Annotated in this window: 15 protein-coding genes; 11 read left to right on the top strand and 4 right to left on the bottom strand. The window is 57.3% G+C overall.

The features are described 5' to 3' along the window. Window positions 1-155 precede the first annotated feature (155 nt). From BMF08_RS00200 to BMF08_RS00230, 7 genes are read left to right on the top strand one after another with little or no spacing between them, the layout of a single operon-like run. Window positions 156-1,835: a ShlB/FhaC/HecB family hemolysin secretion/activation protein gene (locus BMF08_RS00200; protein ID WP_083580968.1), complete on the top strand. Its 1,680-nt coding sequence runs from the start codon at window positions 156-158 to the stop codon at window positions 1,833-1,835. Then, the gene (locus BMF08_RS00205; protein ID WP_072570072.1) at window positions 1,835-2,383 is read left to right on the top strand and encodes a toxin-activating lysine-acyltransferase; all 549 of its coding nucleotides are present in this window, start codon (window positions 1,835-1,837) and stop codon (window positions 2,381-2,383) included. Before BMF08_RS00200 ends, BMF08_RS00205 begins: the two co-directional genes overlap by 1 nt. Next, window positions 2,376-10,742, top strand: a complete 8,367-nt coding sequence (locus BMF08_RS00210; protein ID WP_083580967.1) for a two-partner secretion domain-containing protein — start codon at window positions 2,376-2,378, stop codon at window positions 10,740-10,742. The genes BMF08_RS00205 and BMF08_RS00210 overlap by 8 nt, the downstream gene beginning before the upstream one ends. Window positions 10,743-10,751: 9 nt before the next feature. After that, window positions 10,752-11,108, top strand: coding sequence for a hypothetical protein (locus tag BMF08_RS00215; RefSeq protein ID WP_072570071.1), 357 nt, complete (start codon window positions 10,752-10,754; stop codon window positions 11,106-11,108). Window positions 11,109-11,116: 8 nt separating this feature from the next. After that, window positions 11,117-11,473: a hypothetical protein gene (locus BMF08_RS00220; protein WP_072570070.1), complete on the top strand. Its 357-nt coding sequence runs from the start codon at window positions 11,117-11,119 to the stop codon at window positions 11,471-11,473. 41 nt (window positions 11,474-11,514) lie between these two features. Continuing rightward, window positions 11,515-11,832: a hypothetical protein gene (locus tag BMF08_RS00225; protein ID WP_099458806.1), complete on the top strand. Its 318-nt coding sequence runs from the start codon at window positions 11,515-11,517 to the stop codon at window positions 11,830-11,832. Between the two features lie 2 nt (window positions 11,833-11,834). Next, window positions 11,835-12,185: a hypothetical protein gene (locus BMF08_RS00230; RefSeq protein ID WP_072570068.1), complete on the top strand. Its 351-nt coding sequence runs from the start codon at window positions 11,835-11,837 to the stop codon at window positions 12,183-12,185. A gap of 71 nt (window positions 12,186-12,256) precedes the next feature. Here the strand turns inward: BMF08_RS00230 and BMF08_RS00235 are convergent, their stop codons facing one another. Next, a complete protein-coding gene (locus BMF08_RS00235; protein ID WP_072570067.1) occupies window positions 12,257-12,988 on the bottom strand; it encodes a TylF/MycF/NovP-related O-methyltransferase in 732 nt (243 codons plus the stop codon). Between the two features lie 112 nt (window positions 12,989-13,100). Further along, window positions 13,101-14,879 carry a diguanylate cyclase gene (locus tag BMF08_RS00240; protein WP_072570066.1) on the bottom strand — a complete coding sequence of 593 codons (1,779 nt, stop codon included), beginning with the start codon at window positions 14,877-14,879 and terminating at the stop codon, window positions 13,101-13,103. A 133-nt stretch (window positions 14,880-15,012) separates the two neighbouring features. Here BMF08_RS00240 and BMF08_RS00245 point away from each other — a divergent pair, with 133 nt between their 5' ends. Beyond that, window positions 15,013-16,437 (top strand): DNA cytosine methyltransferase, encoded by a 1,425-nt coding sequence (locus BMF08_RS00245; RefSeq protein ID WP_072570065.1) that lies wholly within the window; start codon window positions 15,013-15,015, stop codon window positions 16,435-16,437. A gap of 125 nt (window positions 16,438-16,562) precedes the next feature. Continuing rightward, on the top strand, window positions 16,563-18,221 hold the full coding sequence (gene tcp / locus BMF08_RS00250) for a methyl-accepting chemotaxis citrate transducer (RefSeq protein ID WP_072570064.1): 1,659 nt from the start codon (window positions 16,563-16,565) through the stop codon (window positions 18,219-18,221). A 46-nt stretch (window positions 18,222-18,267) separates the two neighbouring features. Here tcp and BMF08_RS00255 read toward each other — a convergent pair whose 3' ends face one another. After that, window positions 18,268-18,426, bottom strand: a complete 159-nt coding sequence (locus BMF08_RS00255) for a YqaE/Pmp3 family membrane protein (protein ID WP_072570063.1) — start codon at window positions 18,424-18,426, stop codon at window positions 18,268-18,270. A 146-nt stretch (window positions 18,427-18,572) separates the two neighbouring features. On the opposite strand from BMF08_RS00255, the gene BMF08_RS00260 reads away from it, so the two are divergent. Beyond that, the gene (locus BMF08_RS00260; RefSeq protein WP_072570062.1) at window positions 18,573-18,752 is read left to right on the top strand and encodes a hypothetical protein; all 180 of its coding nucleotides are present in this window, start codon (window positions 18,573-18,575) and stop codon (window positions 18,750-18,752) included. Between the two features lie 276 nt (window positions 18,753-19,028). Continuing rightward, window positions 19,029-19,478, top strand: coding sequence for an L-alanine exporter AlaE (gene alaE, locus BMF08_RS00265; RefSeq protein ID WP_072570061.1), 450 nt, complete (start codon window positions 19,029-19,031; stop codon window positions 19,476-19,478). 79 nt (window positions 19,479-19,557) lie between these two features. Here alaE and BMF08_RS00270 read toward each other — a convergent pair whose 3' ends face one another. Further along, window positions 19,558-20,034: an Hcp family type VI secretion system effector gene (locus BMF08_RS00270; protein ID WP_072570060.1), complete on the bottom strand. Its 477-nt coding sequence runs from the start codon at window positions 20,032-20,034 to the stop codon at window positions 19,558-19,560. Window positions 20,035-20,042 lie beyond the last annotated feature (8 nt).

The raw sequence follows: 20,042 nt of genomic DNA on the forward strand, positions 1-20,042 counted from the left end.
CTGGTTTTACCTCCTCCTACCAGATTTGGGGATAGTCCTGAGGCGCAATCTGCGGTCTTTAGGATTAATCCCCCTTTTCTTGAGTCGTCGATTTTTAAACAATTTTACATATCTTCACATTGCTTCCTTTTTTATTACACAGCGCGGAACGTCCGATGAATTCGTCACATAAAATAGCGATAATAATATCGGCTGTTAGCAGCCTGCCATTTCCGTTTTCCGTCTTTGCCGCAGAACCTGATAATCAATTTATTATTCAGCAGCAGCGTCAAAGAGCGATTGAGCAGCAGCTAACGCCACAGACCCCGGACGTTCGTTTATCCGAACCCTCTACCGGTTATGGGCGCATTAATTTCCCGACCGAAACGCCCTGCTTTGCCATTAACCGCGTTGAAATCAGCGGCAAAGATGCCCTGCCGCGCTGGTTGCCGTTACAGCATATCGCCAGCCAGGCGGAGGGTCGCTGTCTGGGCGGGAAAGGCATTAACCTGCTGATGAGCACCCTGCAAAACCGCATCGTCGATCACGGCTGGATCACCACCCGCGTTCTTGCCCCATCGCAGGATCTGAAAAGCGGAACCCTGAAGCTGGCTATCGTGCCGGGCAATATTCGTCACGTAGCACTGACTGATGACAGCGATGACTATATCCAGCTTTACAGCGCCTTCCCGGCGCACGAGGGCAAGCTGCTGGATCTGCGAGACATTGAACAGGGGCTGGAAAACTTACAGCGTCTGCCTACGGTCGAGGCGAGCATGGAGATTGTCCCCGGCGAGAAACCCGGCGAGAGCGATGTGGTCATCACCCGTAAGCAATCGAAAATGTGGCGTCTGGGCCTGTCGCTGGATGACTCCGGCACCGAAACCACCGGACGCTATCAGGGCGGCGCGACCCTGTCGCTGGATAACCCCTTCTCGCTGAGCGATCTTTTATACTTCTCCGCCAGTCACGATCTGGATAACAAGGGCGGTAAAGGCAGCAAGAACTATACCGCGCACTATTCCGTGCCCTTCGGTTACTGGATGCTGGGGGTCACCGGCAGCGATTTTGATTACCATCAGACCGTTGCCGGTGAGAACGCCGATTACCGCTACAGCGGCAAAAGCAAAAACCTTAACGTGCAGTTAAGCCGTGTGCTGCACCGCAGCGGCTCGCAGAAAACCTCATTTAGCTATGAGATCCTGACCCGCGAAACCCGCAACTATATCGATGATACGGAAGTCGGTGTACAGCATCGCCAGACCGCCGCCTGGCGCGCCGGCTTGCAGCACCGCCACTATATCGGTCAGGCGACGCTGGATGCCGGGATCAGCTATCAGCGCGGCACCCGCTGGTTTGGCGCGCAGCCTGCGCCGGAAGAGTATTTTGGTGACGCAACCGCCCTGAGCAAAATTATTCAGCTTAGCGCCGGGCTGGATCTGCCGTTTGAGCTTGGCTCGCAGCAGTTCCGCTATAACGTCCAGTACCAGCGTCAGGTGAGCAACACCCCGCTGACGCCGCAGGAGCAGTTCGCCATCGGCAACCGCTGGACGGTGCGCGGCTTTGACGGCGAACGTACACTGAGCGCCAGCCACGGCTGGTATGTGCGTAACGACGTCGCCTGGCGCACGCCCGTTCCCAATCAGGAACTCTATCTTGGCGCAGATTACGGCGAAGTGGGCGGCTACAGTTCGGAATATCTCATCGGCAAGCATCTGGCGGGCGGCGTGGTCGGTCTGCGCGGTAGCGCGTTTAACACCGGTTATGACCTGTTCGCCGGACGTCCGTTCTCGAAGCCGGACGGATTCCGCACCAGTTCCACCACCCTCGGGTTTAACCTGAACTGGAGCTGGTAATGCGCGTTGGCGAGTATGACATCAAAGCGCCGCTGATCCTCGGCGGCGATGAGAACGAAGCCGAAGTCCTGGGCGCCAGCGTCTGGCTGTGGATGCACTCCCCTCTGCACCGGGATGCGCCTCTGCACGCGCTGCCGACGCTGCTGCTGCCGATCATTAAACGCCGCCAGTACGTACTGGTGGCGAAAGACGAACAGCCGATTTTCTTTTTCAGCTGGGCCTGGCTCGATCCGGAGTCGGAAGCCCGCTACCTCACGCGCCCGGCCATTGAAATGCGCGATGAAGACTGGGCCTCCGGCGACCGCATGTGGTGTATCGACTGGATCGCCCCCTTTGGCCATACCGCGGCGATGGGCAGCCTGATGCGCCGCGATCTCTTTCCCGATCACTGTCTGCGCGCCCTGCACCATCGCGGGCAGCAACTCGGCAAACGCGTGGTGATGCTGCACGGCAACCACGTCAGCCGCGAACAAGCACAAGCCTGGCAGCACGCCCATCCGTTAAGCGTCAATCTGCCGGAAGTTTTTAAAGGAATGCACCATGAATAAGAACCTGTACCGCATCGTTTTCAACAAAGCACGCGGCATGCTGATGGTGGTGGCCGACATCGCCCGCTCAGGCCGCGCGGGTTCTTCCCGTTCTTCCGGCATCGGTCATACGCACAGCCGCCTCGTCGGCAAAGTCAGCGCGCTGAGCTTCAGCCTGTGGCTGGCGATGGGCGTGGTGCACACGGCGCAGGCGGATATTATCGCCGACGCCGGCGCGCCGAAAAACCAGCAGCCGACGGTGCTCAACAGCGCCAACGGCACCACGCAGGTCAATATCCAGACGCCGTCGGCGGCGGGCGTGTCGCGCAACAATTACAGCAAGTTTGACGTTAACCAGCAGGGGGCGATCCTTAACAACTCCCATAAAAATGTGCAGACGCAGCTGGGCGGCATGGTGTCTGCCAACCCGTGGCTGGCGAGAGGCGAAGCGAAGATCATCCTTAACGAGGTCAATTCCCGGGATCCGAGCAAGCTCAACGGCATGATCGAAGTCGCCGGGCAAAAGGCCCAGGTGGTGATCGCCAACCCGGCAGGCATCACCTGTAGCGGCTGCGGCTTTATCAACACCAACCGCGCCACCCTGACCACCGGTCAGGCGCAGATGAACAACGGCAACCTGACCGGCTATAACGTTGAACGCGGTGAAGTGGTGGTGGATGGCGCAGGCATGGACACCTCAGGCGCGGATTACACCGACATCATCGCCCGTTCGGTGAAAGTGAACGCCGGGCTGTGGGCTAAGGATCTGAAAGTCACCACCGGGCGCAACCAGGTGGATGCCGCACACGAACAGATCAGCAAAGGCAGCGACGATGCCGCCACCCGTCCGCAACTGGCGGTGGATGTCTCCAGCCTCGGCGGCATGTACGCCGGTAAGATCCGCATGGTCGGCACCGAACAGGGCGTCGGCGTGCGTAACGCCGGGTCCATTGGCGCGCAGGCCGGTACCGTTACCCTGACCGCTGACGGACGCATCGAAAACAGCGGCATCACCCGCGGCAGCGAAAATGTCGCCGTGCAGACGGCAGGCGAATTCAGCAACAGCGGCGTGCTGACCGCCGGCAATAATGTCCAGGTTCGCGCCGCCTCCCTCACCAGCAGTAAAAACAGCGTGCTGGCGGCCGGGGTGAATAACGACGGCAAACTGGCGGATGCCGGTGATTTACAGCTGGATACCAGCGGACAACTGACCGCCAGCGGGCAGACGCTGGCAGGCGGCAACCTCAGCGCGCGCGGCCGGGGTGTGGACGTCAGCGGCAGCCAGACTCAGGCAAAACGCGTGGTGCTGGATGGCGGCGCGGGGGATCTGAACACGCAAAATGCCCAGGTTAACGCCAGCGAGGTCACCGCCCGCACCGGTAAACTGCTCAACAATAACGGCGGCAGTCTGAGCGCCGATACGCTCACGGTGAGCGCGGGCAGCCTGTCGAACCAGAAGGGTAAAATTATTCAGGCGGGCAGCGGCACCCTTGCCGTTAACCTGCCGGGCAGCATTGATAACCAGCAGGGGCAGATCGCCGCCAACGGCAACGTACAGCTGGGCGCGCAGTCCATTGATAACACCGGCGGCCAGCTGCTGGCGGTGGCGGGTAACGCCAGCCTTGATGCCGGGACGATCACTAATCAGGACGGCCTGATCTCCGCTTCGGCGGGCGATGGCGATATTCGCAGCGCACAAACCCTGAACAACACCCGTGGGCGTATCGAAGCGGCGAAAACTCAGCGTATTAATGCCGCCGGGCTGGATAACCAGCAGGGGGTGATTGTTGCGGATGGCGCGACCCTTGCGCTCAACAACGGCACGCTTAACAACCAGGCCGGATCGCTGCTCTCCCACGGCGCGCTGGATCTCAGCAGCGGCGCGATCAATAACCAGGACGGCTTCCTCGCCAGCGGCGGCAACTTTACCCTTACCGGCGGCGATATTGACAACACCGGCGGCCAGCTCGGTTCTGAACAGGCGCTGGACGCGCGTTTCGCCACCCTCAAAAACCAGAACGGCTCGCTGAAATCCGGCGACCTCATGAACCTCAACGGCGGCACGCTGGATAACCGCGACGGGGTCACGGGTGCGGGCAAGGCGCTGACGCTCAATGCGGATCAGGTCCTGAACCAGAAAGGGACGCTGGTCAGCGGCGACGCGGCGGCTATCAACGCTACCACCCTGAGCAATCAGGGCGGGCAACTGGCGGCGCAGCAGGCGCTGACCCTCGACGGCACCACCCTGACCAATGATGACGGCGGGCTGATCCAGAGCGGCGATGCGCTGCGTATCAGCGCCGACACCCTGAGCAACCGTAACAGCGGAGATAAAGGCGGCATCACCAGCCTTGGCGATATGACGCTGGCGGCAGGCGCGTTTGATAATGTCGGCGGCGTGGCGCTGGCGGGTAAAAATATCGCCTTTGACGGCCAGACGCTGGATAACCGCGACGGACAGCTGGTTGCCACTGACGGCCTCGCCCTCTCCCCTGCTGCCTCGCTGAATAACGCTTCCGGCCTGATGCAGGGCAACGGCGTCAACGTCACCACCCGCGATCTGAACAACGCGGGCGGCACGCTGAACAGCCTCGGGGCGCTGAATATTTCCGGCGACGAGCTGAACAATGCGGGCGGCACGCTGGCGGCAAAAGGCGCGGCTGATATTGATGCCGGCACGCTCAATAACCAGAACGGCGGCCGGGTGATCGGCGAGTCCGCCACCCGTCTGCACAGCAATCAGTTGCAAAACAGCGGTGGGCAGATCCAGTCAGTAGGCGATCTGCTGCTCGACAGCGCGGGCGGCGTGGTGGATAACCTCTCGGGGCTGATCCGCGGCGGCCAGGCGGTGACGGTCAACGCCGTTAATTTTATTAACCAGAACACGCTGGGGGACAATCAGGGGCTGGAAGGCCAGCGCGTGGCGCTCAACACCGACAGCCTGAATAACCAGAGCGGCAGCATTCTGGCGGACGACGCCCTCACCGTGCGTAACAACGGCGAGCTGAATAACAACGCGGGGGCGCTGGCCTCCTCCGGCCTGCTGGATCTGGGCGGCGACGGGCTGCAACTACGTAACCAGGGCGGCACCGCAAAAGCCGGTAAACAGCTGACGGTAGACGCAGATTATATCGACGGCAGCGGACAGCTGCTGTCGCTGGGCGATATGACGCTCAACAGCGGGCAGTCGCTGGATAACAGCGGCACCATCGCCGCCAACGGCAACGCCGCTGTGACCACCGCAGGCGATCTGACCAACAGCGGCAAACTGCTGGCGGGCGGCGCGCTGGACGTGCAGAGCAAGAATATTACCAATACCGCCAGCGGCGAGATCACCGCCGGGCGTAACACCCTGAATGCACAGGGGACGCTGGATAACCGTGGTCTGATCGACGGCAGCCTTACGCGCATCAATGCCGGAACCCTGAACAATATCGGCAGCGGTCGTATTTACGGCGATGTGGTGGGCGTCAATGCCGGAACCTTTAATAACCTCACGGAAAACGGCACGGCAGCAACGCTGGCCGGGCGTGAGCGGGTGGATCTGGGCGTCGGAACACTGAATAACCGCGATCACGCGCTGATTTACAGCGCAGGCGACATGGCGATCGGCGGCACGCTGGATGATAAAGGTGTGGCGACGGGACGTGCGGGTACGATCAATAACCACAGCTCCACCATTGAATCTGCGGGCAACATGCGTATCAACGCCGGACAGATCAACAACATCAACGATCATTTCTCCACCGCGCTGGTGACCGTCTCGCAGGAAGATCTCACCGAGTATCAGCACTCCGGCTCGACCAACCGCTGGAAGGCGGGCGATGAAGGCGTTTACGTTGACGGCAACTCCTCCGATGGCCTGCGCAACCTCAATACGCCGGAGCGCAGCGGACACGGTAACGATAATTTCAACCAGTATGATTACACCCGCACGGTGGAAGAGACGCGCATTCAGGAGAGCGATCCGGCGAAGATCCTCGCGGGCGGCGATATGAGCATCACCGGCGATCGGCTGTTTAACGACAACAGCCAGGTGATCGCCGGGGGGACGCTTGATATCGACGGCGTGACCCAGGTGAAAAACGATGCGGTAAACGGCGAGCGCCACACCACCGACGTCGGTACCGTCACCCACTATTACCGCATCCGTCATAAAGGCAGCGATGAACAGGGTGACGACAGAACTGCCTATGTGCCGCCGACGGCGATCCAGACCATTACCCTGAAACCGGGCCAGCTGGTCAGCAACGGCAGCGTACAGGGCAGCAATCTCTCCCTCAATCCGCTGAAAACGCCGGGGACTGACGTCACTATTGAACGGGCGAATCTGGTGAACGCGGGCGTCAAAGATGCCGGTCATGCGCCATGGCAGCAGACGGTTTCACCGGGCGAACCCGTCACGCCGCCAGCCGGTCAACAGTTTGAAGTGAACCCGGCGCAGGGGGCGATCCGCATTATCGGCGCCAATACCACGTTGCCGGACAACAGCCTGTTTAAAGTGAACCCGTCGGCGGACGTGCCCTATCTGGTGGAAACCGATCCGCGCTTTACCAACGAGCGCCAGTGGCTCGGCAGCGACTATATGCAAAACGCCTTCACCAACGACGGCGATAACACCATCAAACGTCTGGGCGACGGCTACTACGAGCAGCGGCTGGTACGCGAGCAGGTGGTGGGTATCACCGGTCAGCGCTACCTCGACGGCTACAACAACGACGAAGAGCAGTTCAAAGCGCTGATGGATAAGGGCATCACCTTCGGCAAACAATACTCGCTGAAACTGGGCGTGGCGCTGACGCCGGAGCAGATGGCGCTGCTGACCGGCGATATTGTCTGGCTGGTGAATACCCGCGTGCAGATGCCGGACGGCTCCATGCAGAACGTGCTGATCCCGCAGGTGTACGCGAAAGTGAAACCAGGGGACATCGACGGCTCCGGCGCGTTGATCGCCGGTAATAACGTCTCGATGAAGCTCAACGGCGATCTGTTTAACTCCGGCACCATCGCCGGACGCCGCGTGCTGCAACTGGACGCCGATAACATCACCAACCAGGCGGGCCTGATCCAGGGCGCAGATGTGCGCCTTAATGCCCGCCGCGATATCAACAGTATCGACGGGGCCATCATCGGCAACGACACCCTGCTGGCGAATGCAGGTCGCGATATTAACGTCACCAGCACGGTGAGAAGCGCTGAGAGTGCCAGCGGTGAGAACAGCTTCACCCGCACCACCATCAACAGCGTCTCCGGCATTTACGTGCAGGGAGATGACGGCAAACTGGCGTTGCAGTCCGGGCGTGACATCACCCTGACCGGCGCGCAGGTGATCGCCAGCGGTGAAAACGGCAAGGCGCAGCTGGTGGCCGGACGCGATCTGAACCTGGATACCGTCACCACCGCGCGCGGCGATAAGCTGGTGTGGGATGCGGACAACACCCTGACGCAGAGCAGCCGCGATCACACCGGCAGCCTGGTGAGCGCCACCGGCGGCGTGGTGATGGGCGCAGGCAATGACATTAATGCCCGCGGCGCGGCGGTGAAATCTGACGGCGCGCTGGCCATGCGTGCTGGTCACGACGTAAATATCGAAGGCGTACTGAACGACAGCACGCTGGACGAGCGGCACAAAGTGGTGGGCGGCAACGGTTGGTTGTCGAAAACCACCACCACTACCCGCGACACCGTTGATAAACAGCAGGTGCAGGGCAGCGAGCTGAGCGCGGGATCGGTAAACATCGCTGCTGGCAACAACCTGACCGTGGCAGGCAGCAGCGTCGTCGGCACTAACGACGTGGCGCTGCGCGCAGGCAACGATCTGACCCTCACCACCATGGGCGGCCGCAACGACGAAACGCACCTCAAGCAGGAGAAAAAATCCGGCCTGTTAAGCTCTGGCGGCATCGGCTTTACCGTCGGCTCGCGCAAGGAAACCACCGAGCAGGCGAGCCAGGCGAAGGCCGGTCAGGGGTCGATGGTCGGCAGCCTGCAAGGGGACACCGTGCTGATTGCCGGTAACGACTACCGTCAGACGGGCAGCAGCGTCGCCTCGCCGAACGGCAATGTCGGTATTCAGGGTAAAAATGTCACTATCGAAGCGGCACAGGACACCTACGCTTCGCAGTACAAACGTACCCTTGAGCAGAAAGGTTTTACGCTGGCGGTGAACGTGCCGGTGGTGCAGGCGCTGCAAAGCGTCATCAACACCACGCAGACCGTTGGCAAGAGTAATGACGATCGCATCAATATGCTGGCCGCCGCCAACGCCGCCTGGGACAGCGCGCGGGCTGCGAGCACCATGATGAACGCCGCGCAGGGCGTGATGGATAACGGCGCGCAGGCAGTGGCGCAGAACGTCAGCGTGTCCCTGAGCTACGGTCAGAGCAAGCAGACCAATACCGAAGACACCACCAGCACCAGCGCGCTCGCCAGTAAAGTGAACGCCGGGAAACAAGCGGTGGTGGTGGCGACCGGCGGCGAGCAATCCAACATCAATATCATCGGCTCTGACATCAGCGGCAAACAGGGCACCACGCTGTTTGCGGATAACGACGTCAATATCGTTGCCGCGCAGCAGGAGCGTCACTCCCGCAGCGACAATAAATCCAGCGGCTGGAACGCCGGGGTGGCGGTGAGCTACGGCCAGGGCGGCGCCTCCTTCGGCGTTACTGCGGGCGCTACCAAAGGCAAAGGCTATGGCAACGGCGACGACGTTTACTGGCGCAACAGCCATGTCGGCGATCTGGATGGTTTCACCTCCATCACCAGTGGCGGCACCACCACGCTGCGCGGCGGCCAGGTGCTGGGCAAAGGCGTGGATATTACGGCGGAAAACCTGAATATCGAAAGCCTCCAGGACACCTCGCGCTACAACGGTCAGCAGAAAGATATGGGCGGCCAGGTCACGGTTGGCTACGGTTTCTCCGCGTCGGGCAACTATAGCCAGTCGAAGGTCAATGCTGATTACGCCTCGGTGCAGGAGCAGTCCGGCGTCTTTGCGGGTGAAAACGGTTATAACATCAACGTGAAAGATCATACCGACCTGAAAGGCGGGCTGATCACCTCCAGCGAAAGCGCCGAACTGGCAGGCAGAAACCAGCTCAGCACCGGCACCCTGAGCTGGAGCGATATCAATAACCGTTCCGAATACGAAGGCAACGGCTTTGGCATTGGCGGCTCTATGAGCATGAATACCGATCTGGGTCTGGGCGATCATGCTACCCGCCAGAGCAACAAAACCGTCACCACCGAAGAGGGCTACCACGTACCGGCAAACGGTTATGCCTCGCTGGATAAGAACGTCAGCTTTGGTATCGGGCATGACAGCGACAGTGAAAGCTCGGTCACTCGCAGCGGTATCAACACCAGCAATATCACCCTTACCCGCCCTGCCGACCAGCAGCAGGCCGTGGAAGGCGTCAAAACCGACATCACCACGGAAACCGCCGCCGCGAACTCCGGCAAGCTTGCAAACAACTTCGATAAAGACAAGGTGTTGAAAGAGCTGAACCTGCAGGTGAAAGTGACGCGCGATTTCAAGGAGAATGCCAACAACCAGATCAACTCTTATCTGGATGGTAAGCAGGCAGCAGCGCGCGCTGACTTGCAGGCGGCAATCAAGTCTGGCGATATCGAAAAACGCGATGCCGCGCTGGCGGAAGTCTATAAGCTTCAGTATCAGCGTCGCTTCCTGCAAACGCTGGTGGGCGTGGTAGCCGGTTCGCCGGACGCAGCTATTACCCAGGGGACACTCTCTCTCGCAGCGACGAAGATGCGTGAGGAGACAATTAATAATTCCCTGCTGTTTGACGGTATTACCGACGTTAAAAAGATTTATACCAATGTTTCCGGCGAGAGTAACGGACTGTATGACGGTATTAAAGCAGGCGGGGTAAGGATCGGCCTGGATGCTATTTGCGGTGATAACAATGAACGCTGCGAGACGGTTGTTGAAAACAATAATACCGTCCTAAAACGCGATGAACGCGGTATGGTTGTTTATAAAGGAACGCCCCAATACCCTACTATTGAAAAATTCCTGGAAGAAAGCCCGGAAGCTAAAAGTCTGTTTGGGCCAACAGGCGGCTTCCAGGCCACGGGCGGCTTGTTGGTGCCTTTCGGCGAATATAAACCGGGCTCCTTCCTGGGCGATATAGGGGATACGATAGTTGAGTCATTTGCCGGAACACACGATTTAATTGGCGGTCAGCTGCCAGGATTCTATGACAACGAAGGCAATACCTCGCGCGATCGCAGCCCGTTTACCAAAGGCGCTGCTGAGACATGGACTGTGGTAGCAATTCCGCTGGCTGCACCATTCGCGATGAGCGAAGTGGTTTCTCCTGAACTGCTGGACTTTATTTTTAATGCCTCTCACTAAGGTGGACTAATGATATTTCGTACAGGCATGGTAGCGGCATTAGCGCTAGCGCTTACAGGTTGCGTGGTGGCGGATCTTGATTCATCCAATTTCCGCCACCCGCCCTATGCGCATACTATTCAGAAACCGGGCCAGCTCGGACATACCAACGTCGCGCAGCGTACAAAGGATCTCTACAGTTGCGGGCTGGATAAAAACATCGCGCCGGATGATTTTAGTCGTAACCAGCTTCGTCCCGGCGAAACCTCAGAGGAGCATACTAAGCGAATCGGCAAGCTTGAAAGCTGTATGCAAAGCAAAGGCTATATCTTGCAGGACTTCGATAAGTGCGGTCCGTTAAAAGCGCCCACCGGTAAATGCAATTAGGAGACAGAATGCCCAAAATTTTGCTGCTGTTGTGTTGTCTGCTGACTGGTTGTGTGGTCGCCGATATGGACTCTTCTAACTACGACTATGTGCCGTGGATTAAATTGTTCCAGAAACCTGACGCCGCCGGGCGCACCAACGTGCAGCAGCGCAAAACCGATCTGTATGCCTGCGGCGTGAACCCAAAAGTGGATCTTGACGATCCGCACTGGAGCCTGAACGGTTCTTATCCGGGCGAAACGTCTGAACAGTTCAATGCACGACGCAATAAAGTGCTGAGCTGCATGAAAGGCAAGGGCTATAAGGTTTACGGTTTTGATGACTGTGGCCCGCTGAAAGCCCCTACCGGGTTATGCACAGACTAATGGCGATCCGGCATGTTGTATGCCTGGCCGCCGCAGGGCTGATGCTTACAGGGTGCGTGGTGGCGGATCTTGATTCATCCAATTTTCGCCACCCGCCCTATGCGCATACTATTCAGAAACCGGGCCAGCTCGGGCATACCGACGTCGCGCAACGTACGCGGGATCTCTACAGCTGCGGGCTGGATAAAAATATTGCGCCGGATGATTTCAGTCGCGGTTCTATGCTTCCTGGAGAAACGCTTGAAGAACACAAAAAGCGAATCAGCAAGCTTGAGAGCTGTATGCAAAGCAAAGGCTATATCTTGCAGGACTTCGATAAGTGCGGCCCGCTGAAAGCCCCGACAGGAAAATGTAATTAGCCATGCTGAATAAAACCGTGCTGTTACTCTGCGCTCTGCTCACCGGTTGCGTGGTGGGTGATATGGATTCCAGCAATTACACCTCTTTTCCGTATGCGCATACCATTCAGAAACCGGGCCAGCTCGGGCATACCGACGTCGCGCAGCGTACACGGGATCTCTACAGCTGCGGGCTGGATAAAAACATCGCGCCGGATGATTTTAGCCGGAATTATGTTCATTCTGGCGAAAGTCTGGAGCAGCATAAAAACCGTATCGGGAAGATAGAAATTTGCATGCAGCGAAAAGGCTACCTGCTGCTGGATTACAGTGCATGCGGCCCGCTAAAAGCCCCGACAGGAAAATGTAATTAACGCTTCGTCTCTATTGATCGCGCTTTTCAGGCCCAACGCTACCGTTGGGCCTGATTATCCAGCGACTGTATTCAGATTTTCACAAATACCGCGTGACCGTTCAGGTTGTGCGTGAAAATAAGATCGTTGCGCAGTTTTAATTCATCGCAGAACGTGGTGACGCCTTCGCAGCCAAAAAAGCCGTAATCATCAAATACCAGCATTGCGCCGGTATTCATGCGCGGCAGACACCAGTCAACAATATCCTTCGTAGAAGAATACACATCCACGTCGCAGTGCAGCAGGGCAATATTCTCCGGCAGTAAATGCTGGGTATCGTCCGGGAAAATACCTTCGAGAATCTGGATATTATCAATCGCCAGTGACGACATAAGCGCGTTAACTATCGCCAGCGACGTATCCGCATGTTCACCGCCTTTATACAGCGTGTCTTTCTCCCCGGCTTTCACCACGCCGGTAAAGGTATCTGCAAGATAGACTTTTTTACCCAGCGCTTTGGTGGCCTGTGCGAGGATCGCGCCGGTGCCGCCGCGCCAGACGCCCACTTCCAGCACCACGCCTTCAACTTTACCGGTCTGCTTTGCCAGCAGCCATAATTCATAGCAGCGATACAAATCGACCAGCGTATGCCCTTTAATTTTTTCGTAGAGGCTTAAAAACTCAGGATCATCTAACCAGGGCGACCGCGTGGCATAGGGCAGTACGCGGTGATGAGACAGGTCGGAGGCATCAAACTTCCAGGGTTGTTCCGTGCGGATCAAACGATACGCATCAATCACTTGCTCTTTTGTCGGCTGGGTCATGTCAGGTTCACTGGGTCATCAATTTACCCTTAGCCTAACGGAGAGCGGGCGGCGATAAACAGCAGAGCATCATCATAAAAGAGAGCTAATTCCCGGTAATAGCCGCCTGCCCCTACTCACCTTTTTTCGCCATCACGATTTGTCCGCGGCCACGCTCTTTTGCGAGATAGAGCGCCAGATCGGCGGTACGGATCAAATTATCGGCGCGGGCGTGCACCGGCCAGGTGGCGATGCCGATGGAAACGGATACCGGGCCAATGTCCTGCGTCTCGTAGATCATCGGCTGCGTTGAGATGGCCAGCAGTAGCTTACTGGCGACGCTTTGCGCCTGGGCTTCGTTCATTTCCGGCAGGATGACCAGGAACTCTTCCCCGCCATAGCGAAACGCCATGCCGCGCTCGTTTAAGGCATGCTGGATCACCCGCGCCGTCTCGCGCAGTACCTGATCCCCCGCCTCATGCCCGTAAGTATCATTGAGGCGTTTGAAGTGATCGATGTCGATCATCAGACAGCTGAGCACGCTTTTCTTCGCTTCGGCGCGCCCCAGCAGCGTTCGCAGGGTTTCTTCCAGATGATAACGATTGTGCAGCCCGGTGAGGGAGTCGTACATCGCCCGCTCGGTCAGCGTATCGCGCAGCTTCTGGTTAGCCAGCGACAGGGCCAGGGTTTCGGCGATCAGTTCAAGATAGGTGTAAGGCGGCTCTTTCTCCGGCGCACGATTCTCGAAGGTCAGCAGACCGATAATATTGTTTTGCGCGATTAACGGCACGCAGATCGCCTTGTCAGCGACGTCGGGCGTTAAATGCTCGCAGGGCACATCCACCGTATCCCGCGCCGGGCTGTGAAGCTGCCCGCGTTTGAGCGCCCAGCAGTGATCCGGGGTAAAGGGCGTGTCGTCACCGGAGGGCGACAGCCAGCTGGTCATGCACACCATACGGTTGGCGCGCCGATCGAGCATATACAGCCGCCCGCTCATATCCGGGATAATTTGCGGCACAAACAGGGCGATCACCTTCAGAATGCTGTCCCTGGAGTCGCAGCCCTGTAGCCGTTGCGTCATGCGGGCCAGCAGATTGCGCGTCACCCAGTCGGCATCGCGCTCGCGCTCCAGCCGCTGGCGGACCAGGCCGTTCTCACGGAAGATGCGGATTGCCTGCGCCATGTCGCCGATCTCATCCACCTGCGCCAGCACCGGCGCTTCGACGTCGTAATCCTGAGAGGCGAGACGGTTAACCACATCGCTGAGCGTCACCACCGGGCGCAGAATGCGGTGCTTGATAATAAAGCCCAGCACAAACAGAAACAGCAGCGCGGTGAGGCCGACCATGATTTCTGATAATGAGCGCAGCCACTGGGATTTTTTGGTCGCCTCGCCGATCGCGACCTGCGCCCGCTGATCCAGCAGCTGCCGGAAGTGATCGAAGCGATACCGCACCTGATCGAGCTGCTGCTCGTAATCGGCGCTGAAGACAATTTTCATCCCTTCCGCCGCCGCGCCCCGTTCCACTGCTGCCAGCGCCGCCTGCTGCTCATCCTCCAGCGCTTTGAGCACCACCATCCCGTCCCGTAACAGCAGCAGCTCATCCGGCGAGGCGCCGACATCTTTCACGGCGACCAGATGTTTTTCCAGCTCCCGCTCTTTCGCGAATCCGGCTTTCAGCTGCTGGATCTCCTCAGCATCAGGATTAATGACGATCGAGCGCGCCAGTTCGCTTAAGGCGAAGGCTTCGATTTCAATCTCTTCGGTAAGTTTATCCAGCACATAGCGCTGTTCAACGGCTTTGCGCTCCGTGCGATCGGCGCTGGAGGCCATAAACAGCGCCACGCCGGAGGCGAGCGTCAGAATAACCGTCGCGACGTAGGCGACATTGGTAATAGTTGCAATACGCACAAAGTACCCTTAAGGCCACCAGAGGGGTGAAATCAGAGTATAGCAATGACAAAAAAAGCAGTGCTGCGCAAATGAAATAAGGCGCTGGGTCAAATGAGTGATATATTTTCACACATTAAACCAAGGAGATGCTATGTCGGAATTTGATGTTATTGCTCAGGATCTGCTGGCGAAGGCGCAGGCGGAAGAGCAGGATCAACAGGCGCGTGACAGAGCGCTGCTGGATAAGGTACTGGCGATCTACGGACAAAAATATGTGGCCGAGCAGCTGCGCAAGCTGGGCAAAAACGACTGGAGCCGGGAAACCCTTAACCGCCGGGTGAACGGCAAGTGCGCGCCGAAATCCCTCACCGCCAGCGAAGAAGCATTATTGCGCAAAATGCTGCCCTCTCCGCCCGCCCATCATCCCGACTATGCGTTTCGTTTTATCGATTTATTTGCCGGTATCGGCGGCATCAGACAGGGTTTTGACGCCATCGGCGGTCAGTGCGTGTTCACCAGCGAGTGGAACAAGAACGCGGTGCGTACCTATAAAGCCAACTGGTATAACGACGACGCGGTGCATACCTTTAACAGCGACATCCGGGAAGTCACCTTAAGCGATAACCCGGATGTCACCGAGGCGCAGGCCTACGCGCACATTGACCGCACCATTCCCGATCATGATGTGCTGCTCGCCGGCTTCCCCTGCCAGCCTTTCAGCCTCGCGGGCGTCAGCAAGAAGAATGCGCTGGGCCGCGCCCATGGTTTTGAATGTGAAGCGCAGGGCACGCTGTTCTTTGACGTGGCGCGCATCATCAAAGCCAAACAACCGGCGATTTTTGTTCTCGAAAACGTTAAAAACCTTAAAAGCCACGACAAGGGCAAAACCTTCAGCGTGATCATGCAGACGCTGGACGAGCTGGGCTACGAGGTCGCTGATGCGGCGGTGAACGGCAAGGACGATCCGAAAATCATCGACGGCAAACATTTTTTACCCCAGCACCGCGAGCGCATAGTGCTGGTGGGATTCCGCCGCGACCTGAACATCCACAACAATTTTACCCTGCGCGATATCAAACGCTTTTATCCGGCGCAGCGACCGGCCTTCGGCGAGCTGCTGGATCCGGTGGTCGACAGCAAGTATGTGCTGTCGGAAAAGCTGTGGGATTTTCTCTACCGCTACGCCAAAAAGCACCAGGCGAAGGGCAACGGTTTTGGCTTCGGGCTGGTGGATCCCACGCGCCCGGACGTGGTGACGCGTACTTTGTCTGCCCGCTACCACAAAGATGGCTCGGAGATCCTTGTCGATCGCGGCTGGGATCATGCGCTGGGCGAAACGGCGTTTGCCGATCCAACGAATCAGGCGCGCCGCCCCCGTCGACTGACGCCGGTGGAATGCGCGCGACTGATGGGCTTTGAAACCCCCGGCGGACGCCCGTTCCGCATTCCGGTATCCGACACCCAGGCCTATCGTCAGTTTGGCAATTCCGTGGTCGTGCCGGTGTTCGCCGCCGTCGCCCGTCTGCTGGAGCCGTCTATCGCCCGCGCGGTTGAGCTGCGCAAGGCCGGTCAATAATCCCCCGCCCCGGTTATAACCACCGGGGCTAATTTTTATGCACATGTTAACTAAATGTTCATAAAGATCCCCCTGCCGTCGTCGATAACCCTTATGCACTTGCGGATCACTTACGGACGGCTGTCATGCTTAAAAATATTAAGGTCATCACCGGGATCATCTTCGCGCTTGCCATTTTCTGTATGTTGCAGGTGGTGACGGGTGGGTTGTTCTATTCTGCGGTTGATAATGATCGCAGCAACTTTCAACAATATGGCGTACTGAACGCACAGCAGGAAAATCTTAGCGACAGTGTGAATACCCTTGTCAAAACCCGCGTCACTTTGACCCGCGTTGCGATCCGTTTTCTGAAAAATCAGCGCGATCCGGCCTCGCTGGCGGCCATCGATAAACTGCTGACTACGGCGGGCGATTCACTCAGCAAATCTGAAGGTTACTTCGAAAGCTACAAGCGTACTGAACGTATCAGCGGGCAGGATGCGGCGGTCGCCGCGCTGATGGAGAAAAACTGGCGTCAGATGCACGATGTGTTGCAGATGTCGATCCAGTATCTGAAAGCCAATAATTATGAAGCCTACGGCAATCTTGATGCACAGCAGGCGCAGGATGAAATGGAAGCCGCGTTTGCCCAGTGGCGTGCGGAAAACAATGGTCTGCTGAAAGCCGCAGCCGCGCAGAATCAGCACAGTTTTACCCAGATGCAGTGGACGCTGGGCACCATTTTGCTGGTGATGCTCGCGGTCTTTGTGGTGATCTGGCTGGGTCTGCAACACATGTTGCTTAAACCTTTGCAGGACATGCTGGCGCATATTCGCGCCATTGCCGGGGGCGATCTGACGCGCCAGATCGATGCTGACGGGCGTAACGAAATGAGCCAGTTAGCTGCGGGCCTGCATGAGATGCAACAGTCGCTGGTCTCCACCGTCAGCGCGGTGCGCAGCAGCTCGGATTCCATCTACACCGGCGCGGGAGAGATCTCCTCCGGTAATAATGATCTGTCCTCGCGCACCGAGCAGCAGGCGGCGTCGCTGGAAGAAACCGCTGCCAGCATGGAGCAGCTGACCGCCACGGTGAAACAGAACACCGATAACGCCCGTCAGGCTGCTCAACTGGCCCGGACGGCCTCGGAAACGGCCGATCGCGGCGGCCAGGTGGTCACCAATGTGGTGCGCACCATGAACGATATTGCCGACAGTTCACAGCAGATCGTGCAAATCACCAGCGTGATCGACGGTATTGCTTTCCAGACCAATATCCTTGCGCTTAACGCGGCGGTAGAAGCGGCGCGCGCCGGTGAACAGGGTCGCGGATTTGCGGTGGTGGCGGGTGAAGTCCGTACGCTGGCCAGCCGCAGCGCCAGCGCCGCCAAAGAGATCAAGGCGCTGATCGAAAAATCCGTCAGCCGCGTGGATACCGGTTCGTCACAGGTGGCCGAAGCGGGTGAAACCATGAAAGAGATCGTTAATGCCGTTACGCGGGTGACCGATATTATGGGCGAGATCGCCTCGGCGTCGGATGAACAGAGTCGCGGTATTGAGCAGGTGAGCCTCGCGGTATCGCAGATGGACAGCGTCACGCAGCAGAACGCCGCGCTGGTGCAGGAATCCGCGACCGCAGCGGCGGCACTGGAAGAACAGGCGGATCAACTGCGTCAGGCGGTGGCGGTCTTTCAGGTGAATGACAAACTGCGTCGCCCGGTAACACCCGTAGTGAAAGCGAAAACCACGCTACGCCCGGCAGTGGCAACCGCCGCCGCAGGTGATGCGAACTGGGAAACCTTTTAAGCGTTAAGCAGGAGTGGCGGGCAGGAGGCCCTGTCCGCCGGAAAGATTAGTTGCGCGACTGCACCCAGAACGCATGAATGAGACCGGGGATATAACCCAGCAGCGTCAGGATAATATTCAGAATAAAGGCTCCGCCTAAGCCTTTCCCGAGTAACACGCCAAGCGGCGGCAGGATGATGGTAATAACAATACGCCAGAAACCCATAACTACTCCCTTGCAAGCAAAATCCAGGTTATTGTAAAAAAAGACAATTTCTCTTTAAGCGTAGTCATTGTGGCGGGTATCGCCAGTTTCGTCTTATGCTTTTACTCTGCTTTACGCAGTCATACTATTCATGAAGGAGTGCAATTATGTTTTCAGCAGGTGATCTGGTGCAGCCGCGTATGGGCGGCCCAAAACTGAAAGTGATCGAAGTAAATGACGATCAAATCGTTGCCGTACGCGCCAGCGACGAACAGGGTGAAAAGTTTACCCTGAAAGCGGTTGACGTCACGCCATATAAAGAAGAAGGCGATTTCGGCGTCTGTTAATCAGCGTCTTTTGCATGTGCGGTGGGCGCGCTCACCGCATTCTCCTCAACTCATTGTTTATCAACACTTTCCTCTGACCTCCCGCGCAATATAACGCAGCGCGAAAAAATCGCCCGCTCACAGAGTATTTTATTGACAAAAGCGCGTTAAATAAAAATTAATCGCTAATTGTGCGTTTCATGGTAGCGATATACTCTATCCACACTAAACATCCCCCTTCATTACGCTGGTTTCACCGGCGAACGACCTGATAATATATTTCACAGGAGCTTTAGCATGTTCTCTCCGCAGTCACGCCTGCGTCACGCCGTGGCCGACACCTTTGCCATGGTGGTCTACTGTTCGGTAGTGAACATGCTGATTGAGATATTTCTTTCAGGCATGAGCTTTGAGCAGTCGCTCTCGTCCAGACTGGTCGCCATCCCGGTTAACATCCTGATTGCCTGGCCCTACGGCCTGTACCGTGATGCGATTATGCGTATGGCGCGTCGTTATACCCCGGCGGGCTGGATGAAAAATCTGGCGGATATCGCGGCCTATGTCACCTTTCAGTCACCGGTCTACGTGGCGATTTTGCTGACGGTGGGTGCAGACTGGCACCAGATCGCCGCGGCGGTAAGTTCGAATATCGTGGTATCGATGCTAATGGGCGCGGTCTACGGCTACTTCCTGGATTACTGCCGCCGTCTGTTCAGAGTGAGTAATTACTACCAGGCGAAAGCCTGACGGCAGGCGACAGGCACAGGCCCGTCGCTACATTTACATTCAATAAGAAACCGGGGAAAACATCAGTAAATAAATATTGCTATTCCCTATACCAGGAGTCTGAATATGAAATGTTACCAGGTAAATAACGCACTGTTATTTTTGTTGAGCGGAACCCTATGATTTCACTCATATTCGACTGAATAGCGCCGGGGGCATAAGCATGACCGAAATTATAGGAACTGATGCCCACCTCATCCATAATTACATTGAATGTTTCAACCTCTATACCGGCTGAAGATGTTTCATAGTATTTAAACTCAACTTTTTTAAAACGTTTGCTTTGGCAAACTGCAATGAACAAAAACGGAGTTAATTTGTCGATCTCTTTACGGAATGTAAAAGGTTCATGCTGACGTGAACCACTAAAACGCCCAGTGAAATTATCCATCCCCTGATAAACGCCAAATTGTGAAGTTGAAACTTCGGTAGCCCCGACGCGTCCATGTGCTTCACAAGTCCCCTGCATCAAAACACCATTTTCGTCGTACAGAAACATATAAGCGGGTAATGACATAATTAATT

Origin of the sequence: Enterobacter sp. SA187 (genome assembly GCF_001888805.2) — a bacterium.
Taxonomy (GTDB): Bacteria; Pseudomonadota; Gammaproteobacteria; order Enterobacterales; family Enterobacteriaceae; genus Enterobacter_D.